Annotated in this window: 25 protein-coding genes; 1 reads left to right on the top strand and 24 read right to left on the bottom strand. The window is 36.2% G+C overall.

Annotated elements, in window-relative coordinates:
* Positions 1-15: 15 nt before the first annotated feature.
* From panB to VBD025_RS11530, 5 genes are read right to left on the bottom strand one after another with little or no spacing between them, the layout of a single operon-like run.
* Positions 16-810 carry a 3-methyl-2-oxobutanoate hydroxymethyltransferase gene (gene panB / locus VBD025_RS11550; protein ID WP_430785588.1) on the bottom strand — a complete coding sequence of 265 codons (795 nt, stop codon included), beginning with the start codon at positions 808-810 and terminating at the stop codon, positions 16-18.
* Positions 797-1,801: a biotin--[acetyl-CoA-carboxylase] ligase gene (locus VBD025_RS11545; RefSeq protein ID WP_430785586.1), complete on the bottom strand. Its 1,005-nt coding sequence runs from the start codon at positions 1,799-1,801 to the stop codon at positions 797-799. Before VBD025_RS11545 ends, panB begins: the two co-directional genes overlap by 14 nt.
* On the bottom strand, positions 1,777-2,979 hold the full coding sequence (locus VBD025_RS11540) for a CCA tRNA nucleotidyltransferase (protein ID WP_430785584.1): 1,203 nt from the start codon (positions 2,977-2,979) through the stop codon (positions 1,777-1,779). The genes VBD025_RS11545 and VBD025_RS11540 overlap by 25 nt, the downstream gene beginning before the upstream one ends.
* A 1-nt stretch (position 2,980) precedes the next feature.
* Positions 2,981-4,126, bottom strand: coding sequence for an N-acetyl-alpha-D-glucosaminyl L-malate synthase BshA (bshA, locus tag VBD025_RS11535; RefSeq protein ID WP_430791376.1), 1,146 nt, complete (start codon positions 4,124-4,126; stop codon positions 2,981-2,983).
* Positions 4,120-4,545 carry a methylglyoxal synthase gene (locus VBD025_RS11530; RefSeq protein WP_430785582.1) on the bottom strand — a complete coding sequence of 142 codons (426 nt, stop codon included), beginning with the start codon at positions 4,543-4,545 and terminating at the stop codon, positions 4,120-4,122. The genes bshA and VBD025_RS11530 overlap by 7 nt, the downstream gene beginning before the upstream one ends.
* A 279-nt stretch (positions 4,546-4,824) precedes the next feature.
* On the opposite strand from VBD025_RS11530, the gene VBD025_RS11525 reads away from it, so the two are divergent.
* On the top strand, positions 4,825-5,697 hold the full coding sequence (locus VBD025_RS11525; protein WP_430785580.1) for a YitT family protein: 873 nt from the start codon (positions 4,825-4,827) through the stop codon (positions 5,695-5,697).
* A gap of 114 nt (positions 5,698-5,811) precedes the next feature.
* On the opposite strand, the gene VBD025_RS11520 is transcribed toward VBD025_RS11525, so the two are convergent.
* From VBD025_RS11520 to VBD025_RS11430, 19 genes are all read right to left on the bottom strand, one after another.
* Positions 5,812-6,492 carry a zinc metallopeptidase gene (locus tag VBD025_RS11520; protein WP_430785578.1) on the bottom strand — a complete coding sequence of 227 codons (681 nt, stop codon included), beginning with the start codon at positions 6,490-6,492 and terminating at the stop codon, positions 5,812-5,814.
* A 63-nt stretch (positions 6,493-6,555) separates the two neighbouring features.
* Positions 6,556-6,723: a sporulation protein YpjB gene (locus VBD025_RS11515; protein WP_430785576.1), complete on the bottom strand. Its 168-nt coding sequence runs from the start codon at positions 6,721-6,723 to the stop codon at positions 6,556-6,558.
* Between the two features lie 72 nt (positions 6,724-6,795).
* On the bottom strand, positions 6,796-7,377 hold the full coding sequence (locus VBD025_RS11510) for a DUF1405 domain-containing protein (RefSeq protein WP_430785574.1): 582 nt from the start codon (positions 7,375-7,377) through the stop codon (positions 6,796-6,798).
* 93 nt (positions 7,378-7,470) lie between these two features.
* Positions 7,471-8,241, bottom strand: coding sequence for a c-type cytochrome (locus VBD025_RS11505; RefSeq protein WP_430785570.1), 771 nt, complete (start codon positions 8,239-8,241; stop codon positions 7,471-7,473).
* Between the two features lie 15 nt (positions 8,242-8,256).
* The gene (gene qcrB, locus VBD025_RS11500; protein WP_430785568.1) at positions 8,257-8,931 is read right to left on the bottom strand and encodes a menaquinol-cytochrome c reductase cytochrome b subunit; all 675 of its coding nucleotides are present in this window, start codon (positions 8,929-8,931) and stop codon (positions 8,257-8,259) included.
* Positions 8,932-8,937: 6 nt separating this feature from the next.
* Positions 8,938-9,450: a ubiquinol-cytochrome c reductase iron-sulfur subunit gene (locus tag VBD025_RS11495; protein ID WP_430785566.1), complete on the bottom strand. Its 513-nt coding sequence runs from the start codon at positions 9,448-9,450 to the stop codon at positions 8,938-8,940.
* Positions 9,451-9,652: 202 nt separating this feature from the next.
* Positions 9,653-10,123 (bottom strand): DUF2487 family protein, encoded by a 471-nt coding sequence (locus VBD025_RS11490; RefSeq protein ID WP_430785564.1) that lies wholly within the window; start codon positions 10,121-10,123, stop codon positions 9,653-9,655.
* Positions 10,124-10,207: 84 nt separating this feature from the next.
* Positions 10,208-10,783 (bottom strand): ReoY family proteolytic degradation factor, encoded by a 576-nt coding sequence (locus VBD025_RS11485; protein WP_430785562.1) that lies wholly within the window; start codon positions 10,781-10,783, stop codon positions 10,208-10,210.
* Between the two features lie 27 nt (positions 10,784-10,810).
* The gene (locus VBD025_RS11480; protein ID WP_430785560.1) at positions 10,811-12,073 is read right to left on the bottom strand and encodes a tetratricopeptide repeat protein; all 1,263 of its coding nucleotides are present in this window, start codon (positions 12,071-12,073) and stop codon (positions 10,811-10,813) included.
* A 38-nt stretch (positions 12,074-12,111) separates the two neighbouring features.
* Positions 12,112-13,416, bottom strand: a complete 1,305-nt coding sequence (gene aroA / locus VBD025_RS11475; RefSeq protein WP_430785558.1) for a 3-phosphoshikimate 1-carboxyvinyltransferase — start codon at positions 13,414-13,416, stop codon at positions 12,112-12,114.
* A gap of 13 nt (positions 13,417-13,429) precedes the next feature.
* Positions 13,430-14,521 carry a 3-dehydroquinate synthase gene (aroB, locus tag VBD025_RS11470; protein WP_430785556.1) on the bottom strand — a complete coding sequence of 364 codons (1,092 nt, stop codon included), beginning with the start codon at positions 14,519-14,521 and terminating at the stop codon, positions 13,430-13,432.
* Positions 14,522-14,523: 2 nt separating this feature from the next.
* On the bottom strand, positions 14,524-15,690 hold the full coding sequence (aroC, locus tag VBD025_RS11465; protein ID WP_430785554.1) for a chorismate synthase: 1,167 nt from the start codon (positions 15,688-15,690) through the stop codon (positions 14,524-14,526).
* A gap of 124 nt (positions 15,691-15,814) precedes the next feature.
* Positions 15,815-16,588, bottom strand: a complete 774-nt coding sequence (locus VBD025_RS11460) for a CheR family methyltransferase (RefSeq protein WP_430785552.1) — start codon at positions 16,586-16,588, stop codon at positions 15,815-15,817.
* 207 nt (positions 16,589-16,795) lie between these two features.
* Complete coding sequence (gene ndk / locus VBD025_RS11455; protein ID WP_430785550.1) at positions 16,796-17,242, bottom strand: nucleoside-diphosphate kinase; 447 nt, start codon at positions 17,240-17,242, stop codon at positions 16,796-16,798.
* 140 nt (positions 17,243-17,382) lie between these two features.
* Positions 17,383-18,354, bottom strand: coding sequence for a heptaprenyl diphosphate synthase component II (gene hepT / locus VBD025_RS11450; RefSeq protein WP_430785548.1), 972 nt, complete (start codon positions 18,352-18,354; stop codon positions 17,383-17,385).
* A gap of 35 nt (positions 18,355-18,389) precedes the next feature.
* Positions 18,390-19,103: a demethylmenaquinone methyltransferase gene (locus VBD025_RS11445; protein WP_430785546.1), complete on the bottom strand. Its 714-nt coding sequence runs from the start codon at positions 19,101-19,103 to the stop codon at positions 18,390-18,392.
* A 3-nt stretch (positions 19,104-19,106) separates the two neighbouring features.
* Complete coding sequence (locus tag VBD025_RS11440) at positions 19,107-19,883, bottom strand: heptaprenyl diphosphate synthase component 1 (protein ID WP_430785544.1); 777 nt, start codon at positions 19,881-19,883, stop codon at positions 19,107-19,109.
* A gap of 114 nt (positions 19,884-19,997) precedes the next feature.
* Positions 19,998-20,225 (bottom strand): trp RNA-binding attenuation protein MtrB, encoded by a 228-nt coding sequence (gene mtrB, locus VBD025_RS11435; protein WP_430785542.1) that lies wholly within the window; start codon positions 20,223-20,225, stop codon positions 19,998-20,000.
* A gap of 139 nt (positions 20,226-20,364) precedes the next feature.
* The gene (locus VBD025_RS11430; RefSeq protein ID WP_404452853.1) at positions 20,365-20,637 is read right to left on the bottom strand and encodes an HU family DNA-binding protein; all 273 of its coding nucleotides are present in this window, start codon (positions 20,635-20,637) and stop codon (positions 20,365-20,367) included.
* Positions 20,638-21,009: the final 372 nt, after the last annotated feature.

The following is a 21,009-nucleotide window of genomic DNA, read 5'->3' as shown; positions in this document are numbered from 1 at the left end:
TTTTAACCTTCTTCTTTAAAAACTATGTTTATCAGTTGGAAAACTCTGATCCCTAACATCGTAACAATAAGACTCAATAGCTTGTTTAACTGTAACATTTAAATCCGTATATGATTTTACAAATTTCGGCAAACGATCAACACCATAATTTAAAATATCATGATATACCAATACTTGTCCATCACAGTTTACTCCTGCCCCAATCCCAATCGTAGGAATAGTGATTATATCTGTTATTTTTTTTGCAAGTTCCTTTGGAACACATTCCAGCACAACTGCAATCGCACCGTGTTTTTCTAGCTCTTTCGCATCATTTAATAGTTTCTCAGCTGAATCTTGGTTTTTCCCCTGGACCTTATACCCGCCTAATACATTAACTGATTGTGGCGTTAATCCGAGATGTGCCACTACTGGGATTCCTCCATCTGTTAATCTCTTTGTAAGCAGTAATAATTCAGGTGTTGCTCCTTCAATTTTTAATGCTTGCGCATCTGTTTCCTGAAAGATTTTACGAGCATTTGTAAGTGAATCCTCCAAAGAAATATGATAAGACATAAATGGCATATCGACAACCATAAATGTAGATTTAGCGCCACGCCGAACAGCTTTAGCATGGTGAACCATATCATCTACAGTTACCTTAACGGTTGAATCATAGCCCAGCACGACCATGCCAAGTGAATCACCAACTAGGAGCATGTCCACGTCTGATTCTTCGGCCAGCTTAGCACCTGGATAATCATATGCAGTCAGCATGGTGATTTTTTTATTATCCTGTTTCATTTGACGAAGATTACTACTTGTTACCATCTCTTTTTCCTCCTTCAAACCAATCTATTTCTGCTGAATACATCTTTTGAATCTGACCATCACTATTCTCAATTAATAATGCACCATCGCTGGCAATTCCATCGAATTTAGCAGTCCAAGACTTTTTCAGCGTGTTTATTTTGATATCCTGACCAATTTTAAATCCGTAGCTTTCCCATTTTGACTTAACAGTTGAAAAACCATTACTGAGATACTGATCGTAAGCTGGTTCAAAAGTCTGAAGCAGTTGTTGAATTAGATCTTTAATTGACCATTCATGATTCGATTCTATCCTTAGCGACGTTGCTCTTTCACTTAGTTCTTCAGGTATATCCTCGTTCGTATGGTTTACATTAATTCCTACACCAATCACAATATACTGTATTTGATCTTGTTCTGCCTGCATTTCAGTTAAAATACCAGCAGTCTTTTTCGAATTAACTAGCAAATCATTCGGCCATTTAATTTGGGGTGTTATTCCTACCTTTTTATCTAGAACTTCTGCTAATACCGTAGCAGTTAAGAGTGTTAATTGTGGAGCTAAATAAGGTAATATTTTCGGACGCAAGATGATACTCATCCATACCCCCTGATTTTTACTTGAATACCAAGATCGATTCATTCTTCCTTTTCCTTCAGTTTGTTCATCAGCAATTACCACTGTACCATGTGGTGCGTTATCACGTGCTAATTGATGAGCCACGTTCTGAGTGGATTTCGTAGATACCTTATGAACCATCTTTTTTCCAATCCAGTTCGTATGAAGACCCCATTGAAGCGTATTCTCACTAGGTTTTAACGGATTCTCCAATATTCGGTAACCTTTTTTCGTTTTACCCTCTATTTTAAATCCGTCTTCCTCTAGCTTCTTCATGTGCTTCCAAATTGCAGCACGGGAAATTTGGAGTTCATCAGACAATTGCTGTCCAGAAATATAGTTCGAATTGTCTTCAGACAAAAGCTTTATTAATTTATTTCTGGTGGATTCCATTTTATCCAATCCTTTAACTCGCGATTTGTATTGGGCAGTTGTTTTAAAACCACTTTTTTTTCAACTTCATTTAATTTCATCTGCATCCACGGACCGCTTTTTTTAGTGGGAAATAGCTCAATTAAATCATGCCCGGTTAGTTGTAATTCTTCTCGTGATTTGATTTCCAAACACCTATGCATGATCAGGATAGCTTCTTTATCTAGATTCGTATCACGTTCAAGATTATTCATTAAGCGAACAAAGGCATCTATACGATGCGAACCAAGACAATATATAAACCATTCATCTAGCCCATTACCTTTGTAGTAATTTATCGAGTCAATCAATTTCTTGACTTCTCGTTTTTCTTGGTTAGAGCATTTCCACGAATCGAGCCATTCCTCAATTTTAATCGTTGGTTCTAAGTAATGGAATAAAACGATTACTTCAGAAAACTTCATTACCGGATATACTGGTGATGGAATTTTATTCAGTATATACGAATAGTTTATCATAACAGGCAGGTACTTATAAATTTCCGTGCTCTTTAGATAGTCAATTCCCTTGTTTAGATAATCGCCACCAAAGAACTTGGTTATTTCTACTCTGATACGCTCGACTGCAAGCTCAGTGATTTCCGAACCTACTTTTTTCATATTCAATAGCGTGTCATTTTCAATAGAAAATCCAAGCTGGCTCGAAAATCGTAATGCACGTATAATTCTAAGTGGATCTTCCTGAAATCTATCCTGTCCATTGCCTACAGTTCGAATTTTCTTTTCGTTTAAGTCCTTAATCCCACCAAACAAATCAAGTACATTTCCCTCTTTGTCCATTGCCATAGCATTAATTGTAAAGTCTCTTCGTTTTAAATCTTCATCAATCGTTTTAATAAACTCCACTTCATCAGGGTGACGCTGATCCGAATACTTCCCGTCTAAACGAAATGTAGTAACTTCATAAGACTTGTGCTGATATCTAACAATCACAGTACCGTGCTCTATACCAACTGGGATAACGTCAGAAAACAATTCGATTAGTTGTGCAGGTGTTGCTGCAGTAGCTATATCAATATCTGAAATAGTACGATCTAATAAGGAATCACGCACGCAGCCACCAACAAAATAAGACTTGTATCCTTCAGATTCCAGCTTTTCCAAAATATGTACGGCATCTTTAAACGGTTGCTCACGCATTTTATTCACCACTTTTATTGTACTCGACAGCTAAAACGCGATTATATATATCAAGGTACTGATTGACTATTAATTCGGAATGAAAGTGTTCTCTCGCACGCTTATAAGCATTTTGTGAGAATTGTTTCAGTAAATCTTCATCTCTTAATAAATGAACAGCCAGCTCAGCAGCTTTATCTGTCTCCCCAACCTTAACTATATAACCCGTTTCATTATGTTTGATTACTTCTGGTATCCCGCCGATGTCTGTTCCAATACCTGGTACCTCACAGGCCATAGCTTCCAGCAACACTAGACCAAAGCTTTCTTTTTCTGATAAAAGTAATTTTAAATCGGCCATAGATAATAGATCGCTGATGTTTTTTTGTTTTCCGAGAAATAATACATCTTCTTGAAGTCCCAATGAATCAACCAGCTGGCAAGCATTAGAATACTCTGGTCCATCCCCAACCAGGATTAGTTTACTATCAATTTCGTGCTTGATTTTACTAAAGGTATGAATAACATCTTCAATTCTTTTAACCTTACGAAAGTTAGAAATATGAATCAAAACTTTTTCAGTTTCGTTTATTCCGTATTCCTTCTTTATTTGACTAGCATCTTTTCGATTATACTCATTTTCATTTACAAAGTTATAAACCACATCAATTTTATTCGTTATGCCTAAAATTTCTTTTGTCTGTTTAACCAGGCTTTTTGAGACAGCTGTAACTGCATCGGATTTCTCAATACCATGTATGATCATCTTTTTAAATGACTGATCTATTCCTAAAACAGTAATATCTGTTCCATGTAAGGTGGTAACAATTTTAACATCGTGTTTCGCTATATCTCTTGCCAAAATCGCACAGATTGCATGAGGCATAGCATAGTGTACGTGCAAAATGTCCAGCTTTTCCCGATCAATAACCTCAGCCATTTTGTTTGCTAAAGCAAGATCAAAAGGCGGATATTGAAAAACTGGATAATGTCCAAGCTCCACTTCATGATAATAGATTGAAGGATTAACTCTATTCAGTCGAAAAGGCTGGCTCGATGTAATAAAATGAATTTCATTTCCTTGTTCAGCGAGTAACATACCAAGTTCTGTTGCAATTACTCCTGATCCACCAACTGTTGGATAACATGTTATACCTATTTTCATAATTTATCTGATTCCTTTTGTTTATTTTGTTTAACAATCTCTCTCCAACCAAAATCTCCGCGCTCTAATGCACGTATTAAAATCTCGCCTGCTGCTAAATTGGTTGCCAGTGGTATAAGGTGAACATCACAAATGCGCATTAGAGCACTGACATCTGGCTCATGAGGTTGAGCAGTCAGTGGATCCCGAAAAAAGATAACCATATCCATCTCGTTATTTGCTACTAATGCCCCAATTTGCTGATCTCCGCCTATTGGTCCAGACTGAAAGCAGTTAACCGGCAGATTTGTTGCTTCTTCAATTAACTTTCCAGTTGTGCCAGTTGCAAACAATGTGTGTTTCTTTAATACATGACTGTATGCAATACTGAATCCCACCATCGTTTGTTTTTTCCCATCGTGTGCAATTAAAGCTATATTCACGATTATACACCTACTCTGTAGTTTACTTTAACTCTGGATTATTTACATCTGTATTCCATCTTCGGATATCTTTCATTATGAAAATTCTGAAGCGTTGTATGTGTATCTAAATCAATCTTATTTTAAATGTTAACTACCTTCATGTTAGCTAAAAGGCATAAATTTGACAAATTATTAAGCTTAAATGATTCTCTATGTTGTTCGTTTACTTAGAATTATTTATACTAGTAAAGGTGTGCGTTTGATAGTAAATATTTTTAAGCAGAGGAGGAGTTCTAGTTGATTTTCAGCATCAAAATTAAAAATGTACTATTCATATTATTTGGATCAGCCATATTTTCATTTGGACTAGTACATTTTAATATGCAAAACAATCTGGGTGAAGGTGGATTTACTGGTATTACTTTATTAATGTATTTCTTATGGGGATGGGACCCTGCAATAACAAATATATTATTAAACGTTCCTGTATTCCTGATCGGCTGGAGGTTTTTAGGCAGGAGTACTTTTATTTATACAATTATTGGCACATTATCGGTATCTTTATTTTTAGCTATATTTCAAGCAAAGGCCTTCACATTAGATCTTCACTCTGACATGACATTAGTTTCATTATTTGCTGGTGTGTTTATTGGAGTGGGATTAGGAATCATATTTCGGTACGGAGGAACAACTGGTGGAGTTGATATTATTGCCAGGATTGTCCATAAATACGCTGGATGGAGTATGGGAAAAACCATGTTTCTTTTTGATGCAGTAGTAATCACAATCTCGGTAATCACATATTTGGAGCTAGTAGAAGGTATGTATACTTTAGTTGCTGTATATATTGCAGCGAGAGTAATTGACTTTATCCAGGAAGGTGCATATTCGGCTCGCGGGGCAACCATTATCTCCAGCAAAAGTGAAGATATTGCATTAGTAATCAATAAAGACATGGATCGGGGCGTAACAGTTTTAGCAGGTAAAGGAAGTTTCACAGGTGAAACACGTGATGTTCTGTATTGTGTAGTTGGAAGAAATGAAATTGTACGTCTTAAAAATATCATAAAAAGTATTGATCCCCATGCGTTCGTTGCAGTTAGTTCGGTTCATGATGTTGTAGGTGAAGGCTTTACATTGGACGAGAATAAAAATCCTATAGCCGATTAGAAAACCCTTCATTTCCCTTGTCTTTCAAGTCAACAGGGGTTATATTCATACCGGTTTTTGAACTAAATATTTATATGTAAAATAAAAAAGGATGGCATGACGCCAATCCTTTTTTTACTCATTACTTCCTGTAAACATTAAGATAAATCGTATCAATTCAGCTAAAGCCACAAGCGCAGCTGCAACATAAGTTAGTGCTGCTGCATTTAGTACCTTTTTAGTTTCACGCTCTTCATTATTATTAATAACTCCGGTTGATACTAGCTGAGTCATCGCCCTGCTCGATGCGTTGAATTCCACAGGGAGTGTCACTAGTTGGAAAAGTACTGCTACTGCAAAGAAAATAATTCCAAAGAATACTAGGTTCATCATGCCGAAGATAAATCCACCAATGATTAGGAAAATCGAAATATTTGAGCCAAAGCCTGCAACTGGAACCAGTGCATGCCTAAATCGCAAAAATGCATAAGCTTCCGCATCTTGAATAGCATGACCAACCTCATGTGCAGCTATTGCAGAAGACGCCATTGACTGGCCGTGATAATTATCACTAGACAATCGAATCACTTTTTTTCTAGGATCATAATGATCAGAAAGGTAACCTCTTGTTTCTTCTACTTGAACGTTGTATATACCATTGTCATTTAATATTTTTCGAGCAACTTCTGCACCTGTCAAATAGGAGGAGGTTGCTTTTTTTGAATATTTTTTGTATGTCCTTTTTACTTTTGATTGCGCCCAAATAGGTATTATCATTAACAAAGCTATATAAATGATATATCCTCCAAATGACATGTTCATTCCTCCAAATAATGCATAACTATCTAAGGTCAATTTTAGTCAAATTTTCAGGTTTAGTCAGCTATTTGATTTTCTTTTCTGACGATTTTTTTCTTCTTTGTATTTTACCCAACTAACATAAGCTAATGCACTAATAATTATTCCTCCAACTACGGTTATGCCCCAGAATAAAGATGTTATGTCTTGAACGAGATTAACTATTGATAAATAAACTAAATTTCTCATTTAAATCAACCTCTCGCAAATAACATATTCCTTATAAATTTATGTTTGCTGATAAGAGGTTATAACTACTTGTTAAAGACTTAACTGATTTTTATTTTTAATTGTCATCATGTAAGCGATGTAAACAGATATAATACTCAACCAAAATGTAAAATATCCAATTTCATTCATATACTCGTTTAGTGATGAATATATTGGCATCATACCGAATACATAATCAATAATTTCATTGTGCAGTGTCACTATTGCAGCCACCATTAAATGGCGCAATTGGATTCTATAATAGGGAGCATACAATAATCCTTGTACTGCCATGGCAGCATGCGATGCAATTAACATATATCCCTGCCAGCCGATCGATCCATCTACTATTAAAGTAAGCATATTCATAACTACTGCCCATACGCCATATTTAAATAAGGAAACGATGGCTAGTGCCTCTATGTAAGGAACGTTTTTTTTAAATAGGAAAAAAAAGATTACAATTGTGAAGAACAAACTAGCAGTTGGACTATCTGGAACGAAAATTAAAAATATATCTGGTGTTATAGCCAATTGATACCCATACCAGATATAACCATACACGGTTCCGAACAGGTTTACTACAAATAATAAAAGTAAAAATAATTTATCTCTTAATAGATAATGGAGCACGTTAAAATTCCTTTCCGAATTAAAATTAACTAAGTAAAAAGACACCTTCACCAAGTAGTTGGCAAAGGTGTCGTATATAAACTATGTGGTTACTTATTTAGCTTTTTCATTAACCTTTATTATAAATTCGGCTAATTGTTCCAGCTCTTCATCTGTACCTTTGAAAACTCCGGCAGGCATTGTCTTATAGCCTTCCTGAGCAATTTTCATAATCTCTTCTTTCGTATGATCGACACCAATTAGAGAAGGTGCTGCAGCTCCACCCTGTAAAGCATCGCCATGACAGGTCATACAGTTGCTTTCATAAACTTTATAACCTGGTTGACTTTTATCAATCTCTGTTGCAGGAACTGGTTTATTCGCTTCAGCGCGTTTTTCCCACTCTACATGCGCGGCTGATTCCCAAGTTAATAACATTACCGAGGCAAGTCCCAAGATCATCATTGCAACTGCAATCGGTCTTTGGTGTGGTCTACGTCCTGGACCGTTATCTAAGAAAGGTGCCAGTAATAATCCACCAAATGCTAAACCAGGTAGTATTAGGATACCAAATAATGTATATGGTCCACTTGCAAAGTCATATTTTAAAAGTTCATATAGAAATAAGAAATACCAATCCGGTAACGGAATATATGATGCATTCGTTGGATCTGCTACACCTTCGAGCGGCGAAGGATGAGCAAGAACTAAACATAAAAACCCAACTAAAAACACAGCTCCAACTAACCACTCTTTTAATAAGAAGTTCGGCCAGAAAGCTTCCGTTCTTCCAGGATATTCAGAATAATCTTTAGGTATATTCGGTTTGCGATCGGTGGATATACGTGAATCACCGACAAACTTCATTCCTTTACCCTTGTGCACAGCTTTCCCTCCTTTTTATAGTGGTCCTGAAATTCCTTGCTTACGAATTAACATAAAGTGAGCAGCCATCAATCCAAACAACCCTGCTGGTAAGAAAAATACGTGGATTGCAAAGAATCTAGTTAATGTTTGTGCTCCAACTATTGATGGGTCACCTGCAAGTAATGTTTTTAATTGCTCCCCGATAAACGGTACTTGTTCCGCAATATTTAATCCAACCTCAGTTGCGAAATACGCTTTATTATCCCATGGTAGCAGATAACCTGTAAAACCAAGACCGAGCATAACAAAGAATAATAGTACTCCAATCATCCAGTTAAGTTCACGAGGTTTCTTGTATGACCCTTGGAAAAATACACGTAAAGTATGTAACAGAAGCATTACGATAACAACACTAGCACCCCAATGGTGCATTCCTCGTACTATCTGACCATGAGCCACCTCAGTTTGTAAGTAATAAACAGATTTCCAGGCATTCTCAATGTCCGGAACATAATACATCGTTAGGAACATTCCTGATAGTATCTGAATTACTGTTACAAAGAACGTTAATCCACCAAAACAATACACAAATGCTGAAAAATGATGTGCTGGGTTTACATGTTCTGGTACTTCGTGATCTGCAATATCTCGCCACAAAGGCGTAATATCAACACGTTCATCGATCCAATCATATAATTTTTGTAACATATTTTATTACGCCTCCCCTCTCGGATGTGCATTACCTAGATACAACATACCATTCTCAACCTTTGACTTGTAAACATCAAGTGCTGCGAGTGGCGGTGTGTCCGGTACGTTTACACCACTTTTGTAGTAACGTCCAGCATGGCAAGGACAATAGAATTGATCTGGATACTCATCGCTACCTTCCCAAGAAACAACACAACCTAAGTGTTTACAAACTGGGGAAAGTGCCACGATGTCACCATTATCATCTTTATAGACCCAAGCTGATTTACTAACTTGAGACTCATACCAAGCATCTACTTGATCAATTTTCCAGTCAATGCGCTGTGGTTCATTTGTAATATCTTCAACTGCCAAATTTACGTTAGCTAGATCACCTGAAGATGATTTCTTTAAAATTGGATCAACAGCCATTCCTAACATTGGAGCCAGCATACCTGCTGCCATAAATCCACCTACACCCGTAAGTGTATAATTCAGGAATTGTCGACGGGATACTTGCTGCTTTTTTTCGCTCATGATTTTCCCCCCTCTTTTCATTTAATCACGGACATTTATAATTTAAATCAGATTACTAGGACATAACCATGATAGCGCAAACTCCTTCTTCGGTCAATATGTAAAAGATAAAGTTAACAAATAACATTCAATTAAAAATAATGCATTTTTTACAGTTTCGCGTATTTTTATTCTTCGGTTTCCAACAAAACACTAACTTCTCTTAATCCATTGTTTCCCAATATGAACGTATTAATTCACTTATCTGATGGACCTGATCTTGAATAACTCCTTGCATTTCCTGTGAATACAGATCACCTGTCTGCATGCCGGGCAACCATAACAATGTTCCATCAATGTTTGGCTCATGTTTCTTCCAATTTGAATCAAACGTAATAAAAAAAGTATGATTAAATGGTTGAGCAGAAATATCTTCTTTCCATTCATTTAATCTTGTAATTTCCTTAAGCTTGTCCTTATTCTTTAAATACGTATAAGTCGGTGTCACCATAATTCGGCCAGTTAATTCCTTCTCAATCTCGTTAACAAAAATGGAAAGAGCTTCACCCTGGAAACCACTTTTCAAAAGTTCCTTTTCATTTGATAAATGGAACGGCATTAATGGGACAATTATAGTATCAACATATTCCTTTGCTTGTATGTATTGAATTAGGTCTTTATTTAACCATTTCATATGTATTTGATTCCCTTCTTTAGTCAAACTTATTTATTGCATAACACTTTTAAATTTTATCTTATCCGCACAAAAAAAATCAACCTATTGATTTAATAATTTAGGTTGATTGTGATTTGACGTTCTAAGATCCTGTAATTGCTTTGTCAGTTCCCTAAACAATTGAGGATCATTATTATCAAGACTTATATCTATAGCTTCCTGTATTTTTTTCTTTTTACGTTCATACACAATTTTCTCAAATAGCATTATTGCATTCTCTTCATCACTTTTGGTAATATAATAATCTTCAGGAATAAACGGATTATCCTCAAGGACTGCAACATAGGAAGCACTTTTGATAGAATTATGAAAGTTTAACTGAATATATAAAGCCTCATCCCGATTCATTCTAATATCATGAAAGGACTTTTCGGCATCTGTAGTAACTAAATGATTTTTATAGAATCGAAATGGCGCGTCTTCCGAACACTGACTGGATATGATGATCCCTCTAGGACAAAATTTTGCTTCTCGAATAAAGTGTACGTTATTTAACAAATTATCATGATTAACTAAGTAATTTAAAATCCAAACACTTTCTCGTTTCTTTAACTGATAATGATTTAAGAACCATTCAATGAATACTTTTTTATCTTGAATGGAAATAGGAGCCTGCATATTTTTTCCTCCCTCATTATATCTATGTTAACTCTCGCTAGACTGAACCAAGCGATCTAAGTATTCCTCGACATCAGTATCCAAAGGTTGTATAGCTAAATATTCACGAAATACTAGTATAGCTTTTTCTGGCTTCCCCTCCTCGGTTAAAAAGTATCCATATTCCTTTAAAAAGTCACTGTCTTGACTTAATCTATTGTATGCTTCACCGTACTGAATTAATGCATCCTTAAACAATTCTATTTCATTTAATGCACGTGCGTGCTCCCAATCATATAACGAGTCGTCTGCACCGAGTTTTTTAATTTCGCTAATGAGTTCTATAATTTCTTCATATTTATCCTGTGATTTTAACAATTCAATCAAAAACAATACGGCTTCTTTATAGTCTGGATCAATAGCCACCGCTTCTCTTGTATATTTTTCGCTCTCCTCATTTTTATTTAACTGGTGTGCAAGGTTAGCGGCATAAAAATAGAGCTCTTTATTAAAGTCATCGAGTTGTAAACCTCTGCTTATTACATCATAAGCTTCATCCGTGCGTTCTTCCATTTCGTACACTTTAGCCAGTTCATAATAAACGGAAAGATAATGAGGATCAATTTCAATAACATGTTCCCATGCTTTGATAGCAATGTCATTCCGATTTGCATGTGCAGCTGTAAAACCATATTTAAATAGTGTGTCAGGGTTTTCACTCTCAATCTCCTGGAAATACGTGAGTGCCAGTTCATACTCTCCAGAGGCTGCGTATGCTTCAGCTAAACGGTCGTTTATAGATATCCCTGCTATTTCAGTTGTTTTAGTCAGAATTTTTTCGTAATAAGTAATGGCTTTTTGGTATTCCCCAGTTGAGAAGGCTAGTTCTCCCAGCGCAAAATCTATAATAGCTTCTTCAGGTTCAACCTGCTTTGCTGCCAATAACTTGTGCTCAGCAACTTCAAACAAACCTTGAGCCTGATATAGATCAGCCAATTGTATAAGTGATTGAATATACGCTGGATCTTCTGCTTCTATTTCGTTCAATAATTGTATAGCTTGTTCATCATCGTCCAATTCAATATATATATCCGCAAGCATTACACGTATTTCGCTCTCATCAGGGTATTGTTGTAACAAGTCTTGTAAAATATAACTAGCTTGCGGATATAATCCCCATTGGATATATAACTCAGCGATCGTGAATTTCTCGTCTTCATCAGCAGTAGGCAGATGGCTTTCCAGTAGATCAATTGCTTCTTTCGTCTTTTTATTTTCCATTAAATGAACAGCTTCCATAATTGTTTCCATTCCGTGCATTCCATCCTTTCTAAACTATCTCTCCACTATCAGCTGGAGGTAACTGTTTTCGTTACTTTTTCTAAATCTCGAAAAAATCCAGGATAGGAGATGTTGATGCTTAACTTGTCATCTAGTATTACCTTCTCCTTGCTAATAAGCGAAGCAATTTCTGCCATCATTGCTATTCGATGATCATTGTATCCAGAAACTTTTCCACCTTGAAGTGGCGTTTTACCCTGGATGATTAATCCATCCTCAATCCCTTCAACCGAAGCTCCCAGTTTCGATAACACATCTGCGATTGCATGGATTCGATCAGTTTCCTTGTAGCGAAGTTCCTCAGCATCTTTTATAACCGTTTTTCCATTTGCCTGGGTAGCTAATAATGCGATAATAGGTATTTCATCTATTAAACGGGGTATAATCTCTCCATCGATTTGAATACCCTTCAGATCAGAATATGTACAGGTAATATCTCCACTTAATTCCCCGTTAATCTCCATAACGTTATTTACTTCAATATTAGCTCCCATTTTTCTGAGAACATCAATTATCCCCGTTCTAGTCTCATTTAATCCAACTCGATTAATTGTTAAGTTGCTTCCAGGTGTAATTGCGGCACCAGCAAGAAGGAACGCTGCTGAAGAAATATCGCCCGGGACCATTACTTTCGAAGCTTGAAGTGTACCGGTATTAGTAACTGTAGTTGTTAATCCATCGGTTATGATAGAAGCACCAAAAGCTTTTAACATTAGTTCCGTATGATTTCTGGTTGGCGAAGATTCAGTCACTGTAGTTTTCACATCTGCAACTAGACCAGCTAACAGTATAGCGGATTTTACTTGTGCGCTTTTAACAGGCAAATTATAATGGATACCTGTTAATTGCCCGCCATTAATAGTCAACGGTAGAACGTCCTTATTCTTGCTACCAATAATTTTAGCACCCATTTCGCCTAATGGTGAAGTAACTCGATTCATTGGTCGTTTTGACAAGGATTCATCACCGGTAACTTTGGTTTGGAATGGTAATCCAGCAAGAACACCAAGTAAAAGTCGAGCTGTTGTTCCTGAATTTCCAAAATACAAGCTGTGCTCAGGTGGCTGCAAACCCTTTATTCCTGTGCCAACAATCTTAATATCTGTTTTATTTCTTTCTATTTTTACTCCCATCGACCTAAATGCATCAATAGTACGCAAACAATCTTCACCTGTTAGAAAATTAGATACTTCTGTCACTCCGTTTGCTAAAGAACCCAAAATTACAGATCTGTGTGAAATTGATTTATCACCAGGTACTTCGATTACGCCAGATAAAAAAAATCGTTTCTGTTCCAGGTATTCTTTTACCATTTCCTATCACTTCCTATTGTTTTTCGTTAGTTTTGCTCTGAAACTTAATTATAAACTTCTCTAGATAACTCCGTAAATCAGCGTCATTTATTTTTACGGTAACAGGATTCCCTATGTCTTTTAGCAACACCATTTGGATTTGATTATCTCGTACCTTCTTATCTGTTTTCATTCGTTGAAACAGATTATCAACAGAAACATCATTTAATTTACAGGGATAGTGATTTCGCTTAAGCCAGCTTAATAAATTTTCAATGGGAAGATTGGCAGAGAAAAGTATGCTACTGACTTCTAGAGCGAATACCATTCCAATTGCGACAGCCTCACCGTGTGTAACTGTGCCGTAACCATATTCAGATTCAAGGGCATGACCTAACGTGTGTCCGAAATTAAGAAATGCCCGATCACCCTTTTCTCTTTCGTCACTTTGTATATAATGTTTTTTTATTTTTATCCCTTCGAAAATATGTTGCTCTAGTACTTCACTGCTTACGTTACTAATATCTGTTTTTAATATATTTTCAAACAGACCTTTGTCTGCAATTAAAGCCTCTTTTATAATTTCTGCGTATCCTGAGCGAACTTCCTTAGCAGGTAATGTTCGTAATGTATTTGAATCATAGATCACTGAGCTTGGAGGGTAAAAGCTGCCAATTAGATTTTTACCTAATAAATGATTGATCGCAACTTTGCCACCTACACTGCTATCATGCGCTAAAATGGTTGTCGGTACTTGAATATACTCAATGCCCCGCATAAAAGTAGAAGCTACGAATCCTGCTAAGTCTCCCACAACTCCGCCACCCAGTGCAATAATTAGCGAGTTCCGATCAAGGCCATACTTAATAGCTTCTGTCTGCAATTGATAGAATTCATCAATCCCTTTCGACTTTTCACCTTCCGTAATTATTGCCTGGAAAACGCGGGGATGTGCTGTAAGACTCTTTTTTATATCTTCTAGATATAGTTCAGCAACCTGCCTATCTGTAATTATAAATATCGAAGAGTACTTTTCCATATTATATAAATTGGATTGATGCCGAATATTTCCCCCCATGTAGATAGAATAACTATTGGTACTGGTTTTGACTTCAACAATATTCATTTTTAAAACAACCTTAATTCTTCTCGATAGTCTTTCAATGCCTGCTGCAGTACCGGGAACTTGTCAGAAGGAAATTGTTCGGTTACAGCTTTAACTAATTCAAATGCTACAACGTGTTCCATTACCACAGCAGCTGCCGGTACTGCACAGGAATCAGAACGTTCAATACTTGCGTTGAAAGGTTCTTTTGTTTCGATATCTACGCTCTGAAGCGGTTTATAAAGTGTGGGAATCGGCTTCATAACACCTTTTACAATAATTGGCATCCCGGTAGTCATACCGCCTTCGAATCCGCCTAAATTATTTGTTTTCCTAAAGTAACCCTTCTCTTTATTCCATGCAATTTCGTCATGTACCTGACTTCCATTTCTTCTGGCCGCTTCAAAACCTATTCCAAATTCGACACCTTTAAAAGCGTTAATACTAATTACGCTCCCAGCTATACGAGAATCAAGCTTTCGATCATAATGTACATAAGACCCAATTCCAGCTGGCATACCTTCAACAAATACCTCAGCAACTCCACCAATAGAGTCTCCATCTTTTTTGGCTTTATCAATTGCATCCATCATCGGCTTTTCTGCACTTTTATCAAGGGTTCGGACTGGTGAAGCTTCAGATATTGATTGCCGTTCCTCGCTGCTTAAGTTTTCATTATCTTGAGCTTTAATTCCACCTATTTCCCTGACATATCCAGTTACTTCAATTCCCAGCTGCTTTAGAATAGTTTTTGCAACAGCACCTGCAGCTACTCTAGCTGCAGTTTCGCGAGCAGAAGACCTCTCAAGCACATTCCGCATATCTCTGTGACCATACTTTAATGCTCCATTTAAATCGGCATGACCGGGTCTCGGACGTGTAACTGTACGTCTGATTTTGCTATTTTCCTCAATAGGATCTTCGCCCATAACATCTGTCCAATGTTTAAAGTCATCGTTATGTATAACTAAAGTAACTGGGGATCCCAGCGTTAAACCATGTCTCACACCACTCGTAATTTCTACCAGGTCCTTCTCTATTTGCATTCTCTTGCCTCTACCATGACCTTGTTGACGTCTTACTAAAGAATGATTAATAACTTCTTTTGTAAGTGGCACATTCGAAGGTAATCCTTCAATGATTGTAGTAAGTTGTTTTCCATGTGATTCTCCTGCAGTTAAATAGCGCATTTGGAGACCTCCTAAATTAAATTAATACTAACTATACCATAACAAATTTATTCACTAACCAGTTATCAATAACTTAAAAATTGGACAAAAAAACTCTTGTAGAATGACAAGAGTTTTTGCTGGATTACTTCTTTTGATAGAAGAATGTATCAACTAGTGATAGATTATATGTCTGCGGTGTGAAAATCTGCTCTGTACTCCCGACAAATAATATTCCTTTATCTGCTAATGCTTTACTGAAATTAGTATAAATAAGTGATTTAGCATTGTCTGTAAAATAGATTAACACATTTCTGCATACAACCAAATTTATATTGGCAGGATAACGATCAGCTAATAAATTGTGCTTTTTAAACTGAATCGTTTTCTTTAACTTGGGATCGACATAGTATAGTCCGTGTTTAACTGTGAAATATTTTTCTTTAAGTTCAGGTGGCAGGTCCTTAAGTGCCTGTTCCTGATAAACACCCTGTTGAGCTTTAGCCAGTACTAGTTCGTCAATATCGGTCGCAATAATTTTGAACGTTTGCTTAGGGAAATGTTCGGTTAATAGAATTGCAAGGCTGTAAGGCTCTTCTCCAGTAGAACAGGCTGCACTCCAAATTGTAATTTCCTTTTTGTTTGTAAAAATTAAAGGAAGGATATTATTTTGTAATACCTGCCATCTTTTCGGATTACGATAAAATTCCGAGACATTTATCGTGATTCTCTCAACAAACTCCTGCAAGAGTTCCTGATCTTTTTCCAGGGCAGAAGCATACGAATCAAAAGAGTTATACCCACGCTTTGTTCGTAACGACGTGATTCGACGTTTCATTTGAGTTTCTTTGTATAAAGCCAGGTCAATACCAAGCTTTACTTTAATATATGGAATAAAACTACTGTAATCTTCAGACATTTTTATACTCCTCTACCCATACACACATACTATTGGTTATCTATTATTTCGGCTACTTTTCACAAAGTTTTATAAAAAAACGGTTTTTTCATTAAACTTATTTACTTTCCTGTGTGTTAGAAAACTAAGCTTATCGCCAAGCCTTAGTTACACTTATACAGCAAGAAAGCCTCCGTATAAATACGGAGGCTTTCACATAATTGTAAATTAGTATATCCAGTTATTATCTTCTTTTGAATAAGAAGTAAGTTCTTTTTCATCAAAAAACAAGTTGAGTTCTCTTTCAGCACTTTCAGCTGAGTCCGAACCATGAATAATATTTTTTCCTACCGTAACACCTAAGTCTCCGCGGATTGTACCAGGTGCAGCATCTAATGGATTTGTCTTTCCCATCATTTCTCGCGCTGACTTGATAACATTTTCACCTTCCCAAGACATAGCAAAAACAGGACCGGAAGTAATGAAGTCAACTAATTCGCCGAAAAACGGACGCTCTTTATGTTCACCATAGTGCGTTTTTGCTAAATCGTCAGAAATGACCATCAATTTAGCTCCTACTAATTTAAAACCTTTACTTTCAAATCGTTTTACAATTTCTCCAACAAGATTGCGTTGTACGCCATCTGGCTTTACCATTAAAAATGTTTTTTCCATTTCTAAACACCTCTTCTATTATGTATGTGAATCCTATTTGATCAACCGTTAAAATTTTATCAAACTTTAATGAAAATGACAACTTTAGATGTCTTATTATGACAATTTCGACCACAGTCAGTCAAAGATCCTATATTTTTTTACGAACGTCTTCTCCCAATGTAAGTTGCGATACCATTAAGAGATTGCCTCGCCCGATTATCTGGAAGTCTATCGAGCGCTTGAAGTGCCTTATCCAAATACATATCACTAATTTTATATGATTTTTCAATTGCATCCGTTTGTTTCAGCTTACGTATTACTTGTTGCATCTCATGTTGGGTAACAGGTACTGAATCTGAAAAGGTCTTTTTCACAAGGGACTCAAATACTGGATCCTGCATTGCATACAAGACGGGAAGTGTAACATTACCCTGGAGCAAATCATTTCCAGCAGGCTTCCCCAGTTCTTTTTCAGATGAAGTAAAGTCCAAAATGTCGTCAATTATCTGATAGGACATACCAATGTAATATCCATATTTAAATAATCGGTTTGCATCCTTTTCATTAACACCAGCGACAATTGCACCGAGTTTACAGCTAGTTGCTATCAGTAATGCGGTCTTTCTTCTGATCCTTCTCAGGTACGTGCGTATAGATTGATCCCACTGATGCTTGTCTTTTATTTGTTCTATCTCTCCTAAACAAACTTCAACTATTGTTTTTGATAAGGTTTGGTGCGCTTTTTTTTCATTTAAAGTTGTGACACCCTCCAATGACCGCGCTAGCAAATAATCACCAGTATACATAGCGACTCGATTATCGTATTGTTCTTTTATAGTCGGCTCACCACGACGAATTTCAGCATCATCAATAACATCATCGTGCACAAGCGATGCCATATGAATTAATTCTAGAGATGTAGCAACCGTGTTCATCCGTTCAATATCATATTGTCCAAATTGACCGCCAAGCAATACAAAAACCGGTCGTATTCTTTTTCCTCCAGCTTTAAGCAAATGAGAGGAGGCTTCCCTCAATACAGGATGGTCAGCTTGTATTATTTCATCCAAAGCAGTCTCTATATAATCCAAATCTTTTTTTAAATAATTATACGTTTTCGCTAATTTCATGCCAATTCACCTTTTATAAATTCCAGGACTTTTCTTCATTGTTTTTGCTTAAATCCCATATGCATAGCGGCTACTCCGCCTGTATAACTTTTTACCCGAACATGAGAAAAACCGGCGTCTAAGAACATATTGTACAGTTCCTTTTTATCAGGAAAATTCTTAGCAGATTCATGTAACCAGGCATACTCTTTATAACTCTTTGCAATTAACCTGCCAAATAGTGGCATAATATATCGGAAATACAGATAATAGAGTTGTCTAAAGCCCACAAGTGTTGGCTGGGAAGTTTCTAGACAAACAACCTTACCGCCGGGTTTTACTACACGATACATCTCTTTTAGCACATTCATATAATCCGGAACATTTCTTAATCCGAATCCAATCGTTACATAATCAAATGAGTTGTCATCAAATGGCAGTTCCATTGCATTGCCTTGAATAAACTCGAGCTGTTTTAATTTCAATTCATTATTTTTATCTTTTGCAACGGAAAGCATATTATTACTAAAATCCAGACCGTAAACTTTTCCTTCTGGACCAACTTCATTTGCAATTGAAATAGCCCAGTCTCCAGTACCGCAGCAAACGTCTAAAGCTTTAGCATTTTTAGCCACTTGCATACGTTTCATTACATCTTTACGCCAGACAATGTGCCGCTGAAATGAAATGACCGAATTCATTGAATCATAATTGGAGTAAATTTTCTCAAATACATGATGAACACGTTCTTCTTTTGATTGCTGCTGCATGATTCACCCTTCTTTTGCAATGGATGTATTATCTTCAAGAATATCCGTTAAAATTACGGATAGCTCACACTTTAAATCTGGAAAATGGCTTGGAATATCTTCTAATGATTTATTAATAGTCTTTTTCTTATTCTCTATATTACTTATTAACTCATCATGCAGTTCATTATCATGAACTCCGTTAACATCTATACCTTTTAGTAATGTATACTCGCCATGCTTATCTAACAAGTGCTTTTCGTTTATGAGGGTATGTAATAAAATAATGTCTTCAATCAGAAAATTGTCCGGCAAAACCTGGACCTGCTTCAGTATTCCTGTAATAAGCAGCGATTCAATTTTCATTAAAACGTTAAAGGCTTCTTCTACGGAATCTAGTTCGTTGTAGTAGAAACGCATTTTATTTTCATTTATTTCCCTTATAGAAGTTGCTAGCGTATGTATAACAGTGAAGTCTTCTGTTTCTGTAAGTAATGAATAAAACAACCCACTGTAATAGTCACCAGCTAAGACCATCAACTGCCGTTTTCTCTGGTAGGAACTATTTTCCGTCCTATCATTCGCAACAGGTACTATTTCATGTATATCAAGTGCCAATTGTACAAATACAGTTGCTAGTATATATTGCTCTATTTTTGGTTGTGGTAATTTAGATTGCTTCATCATCGTATATAAAAGTACTAATTTAACATCATCGATTGCTGGTCTTTGAATTATCCCATCCACATAATCGTGTTGTATTTTATCTTCAATCAATGACCGGAGTTTATTAATCTCCACACTAGAAGTTGGCAACATAATCACCTAAACCTTTTCATACATACTTTAATCACAATTGATATTATAGCACACATTATGTGACCTATCATAGAAAACAGTACGTTTTAATACTGTTTATTCCTCATTATTGATTTCACCATGACTCGTTTGTATGATTGCTTTACCTCGAACCTTTACTGCGGAAGTATGCTCAGTAAATTGTGCTATCATGACTTCATTGCGATCCAGTTTTTCTGAATGGTGAAATCGTGTATCTAAGCCACGAGTTAGACCTATTACATTCACACCATCCTCTAAAGCTTTAATCACAAAAAAATCATTTTTATTATCGGAATTACTCATACAAACCCTCCTATGCTATGTATTTTATACTATCACTTAATCAGCTGCTGGTGTCAACGTTTTAGTTCAGATTAACGATATTGATGCAATAAAAAAAGGGCGCGTATAAACGCACCCTTTTTCACCCTATGTAAAAGTATTACTTAACACTTTCCTTTAGGGCTTTACCTGGTTTGAAAGCAGGTACTTTACTTGCAGGAATTTCGATCTCTTCTCCAGTTTGTGGATTACGACCTTTACGAGCTGAACGCTCACGTACTTCAAAATTCCCGAATCCGATTAATTGAACTTTCTCACCACTTTTTAGTGAATCCATGACAGATTCAAAAACTGCATCTACAGCTTTTGTAGCATCTTTCTTAGAAAGTTCGCTTTTTTCAGCAACTGCATTTACTAAGTCTGTTTTATTCATGACATTCACCTCCTCCCAAAAAAATCTACATTCGACATTGGATAAATAATGTTTATCTCATTATTTGACCAATTTGCCAACAATTATACTTTGTGCCAACATTTTCATGTGTGACAAGGCTTATATTAACCGAGATTGCTTTAGAATTCAACAATAAGTATGCAATTTCTCGATTTTTATTGGCTTTTTAGCTCATGTTCACCATCAAATGCAACGTTTTTTTCCATTTGATGGAAAATATGGAGCGTTGTCTTAAAGCCTATAACAACAAGCTTTAGCGTTACAAAGTTTATTGCTTATAAAAGATATACGACACAAACTATTATTTTCCTGCTGTTCCAGGTAATTTTTTTTAATAAATTAAGGTATTTT

It is taken from the genome of Virgibacillus flavescens, assembly GCF_050574275.1.
Classification (GTDB): domain Bacteria; phylum Bacillota; class Bacilli; order Bacillales; family Amphibacillaceae; genus Virgibacillus_F; species Virgibacillus_F flavescens.
Note: the sequence above shows the minus strand (reverse complement) of the source record. Positions and strands in the feature narration are given on the sequence as shown.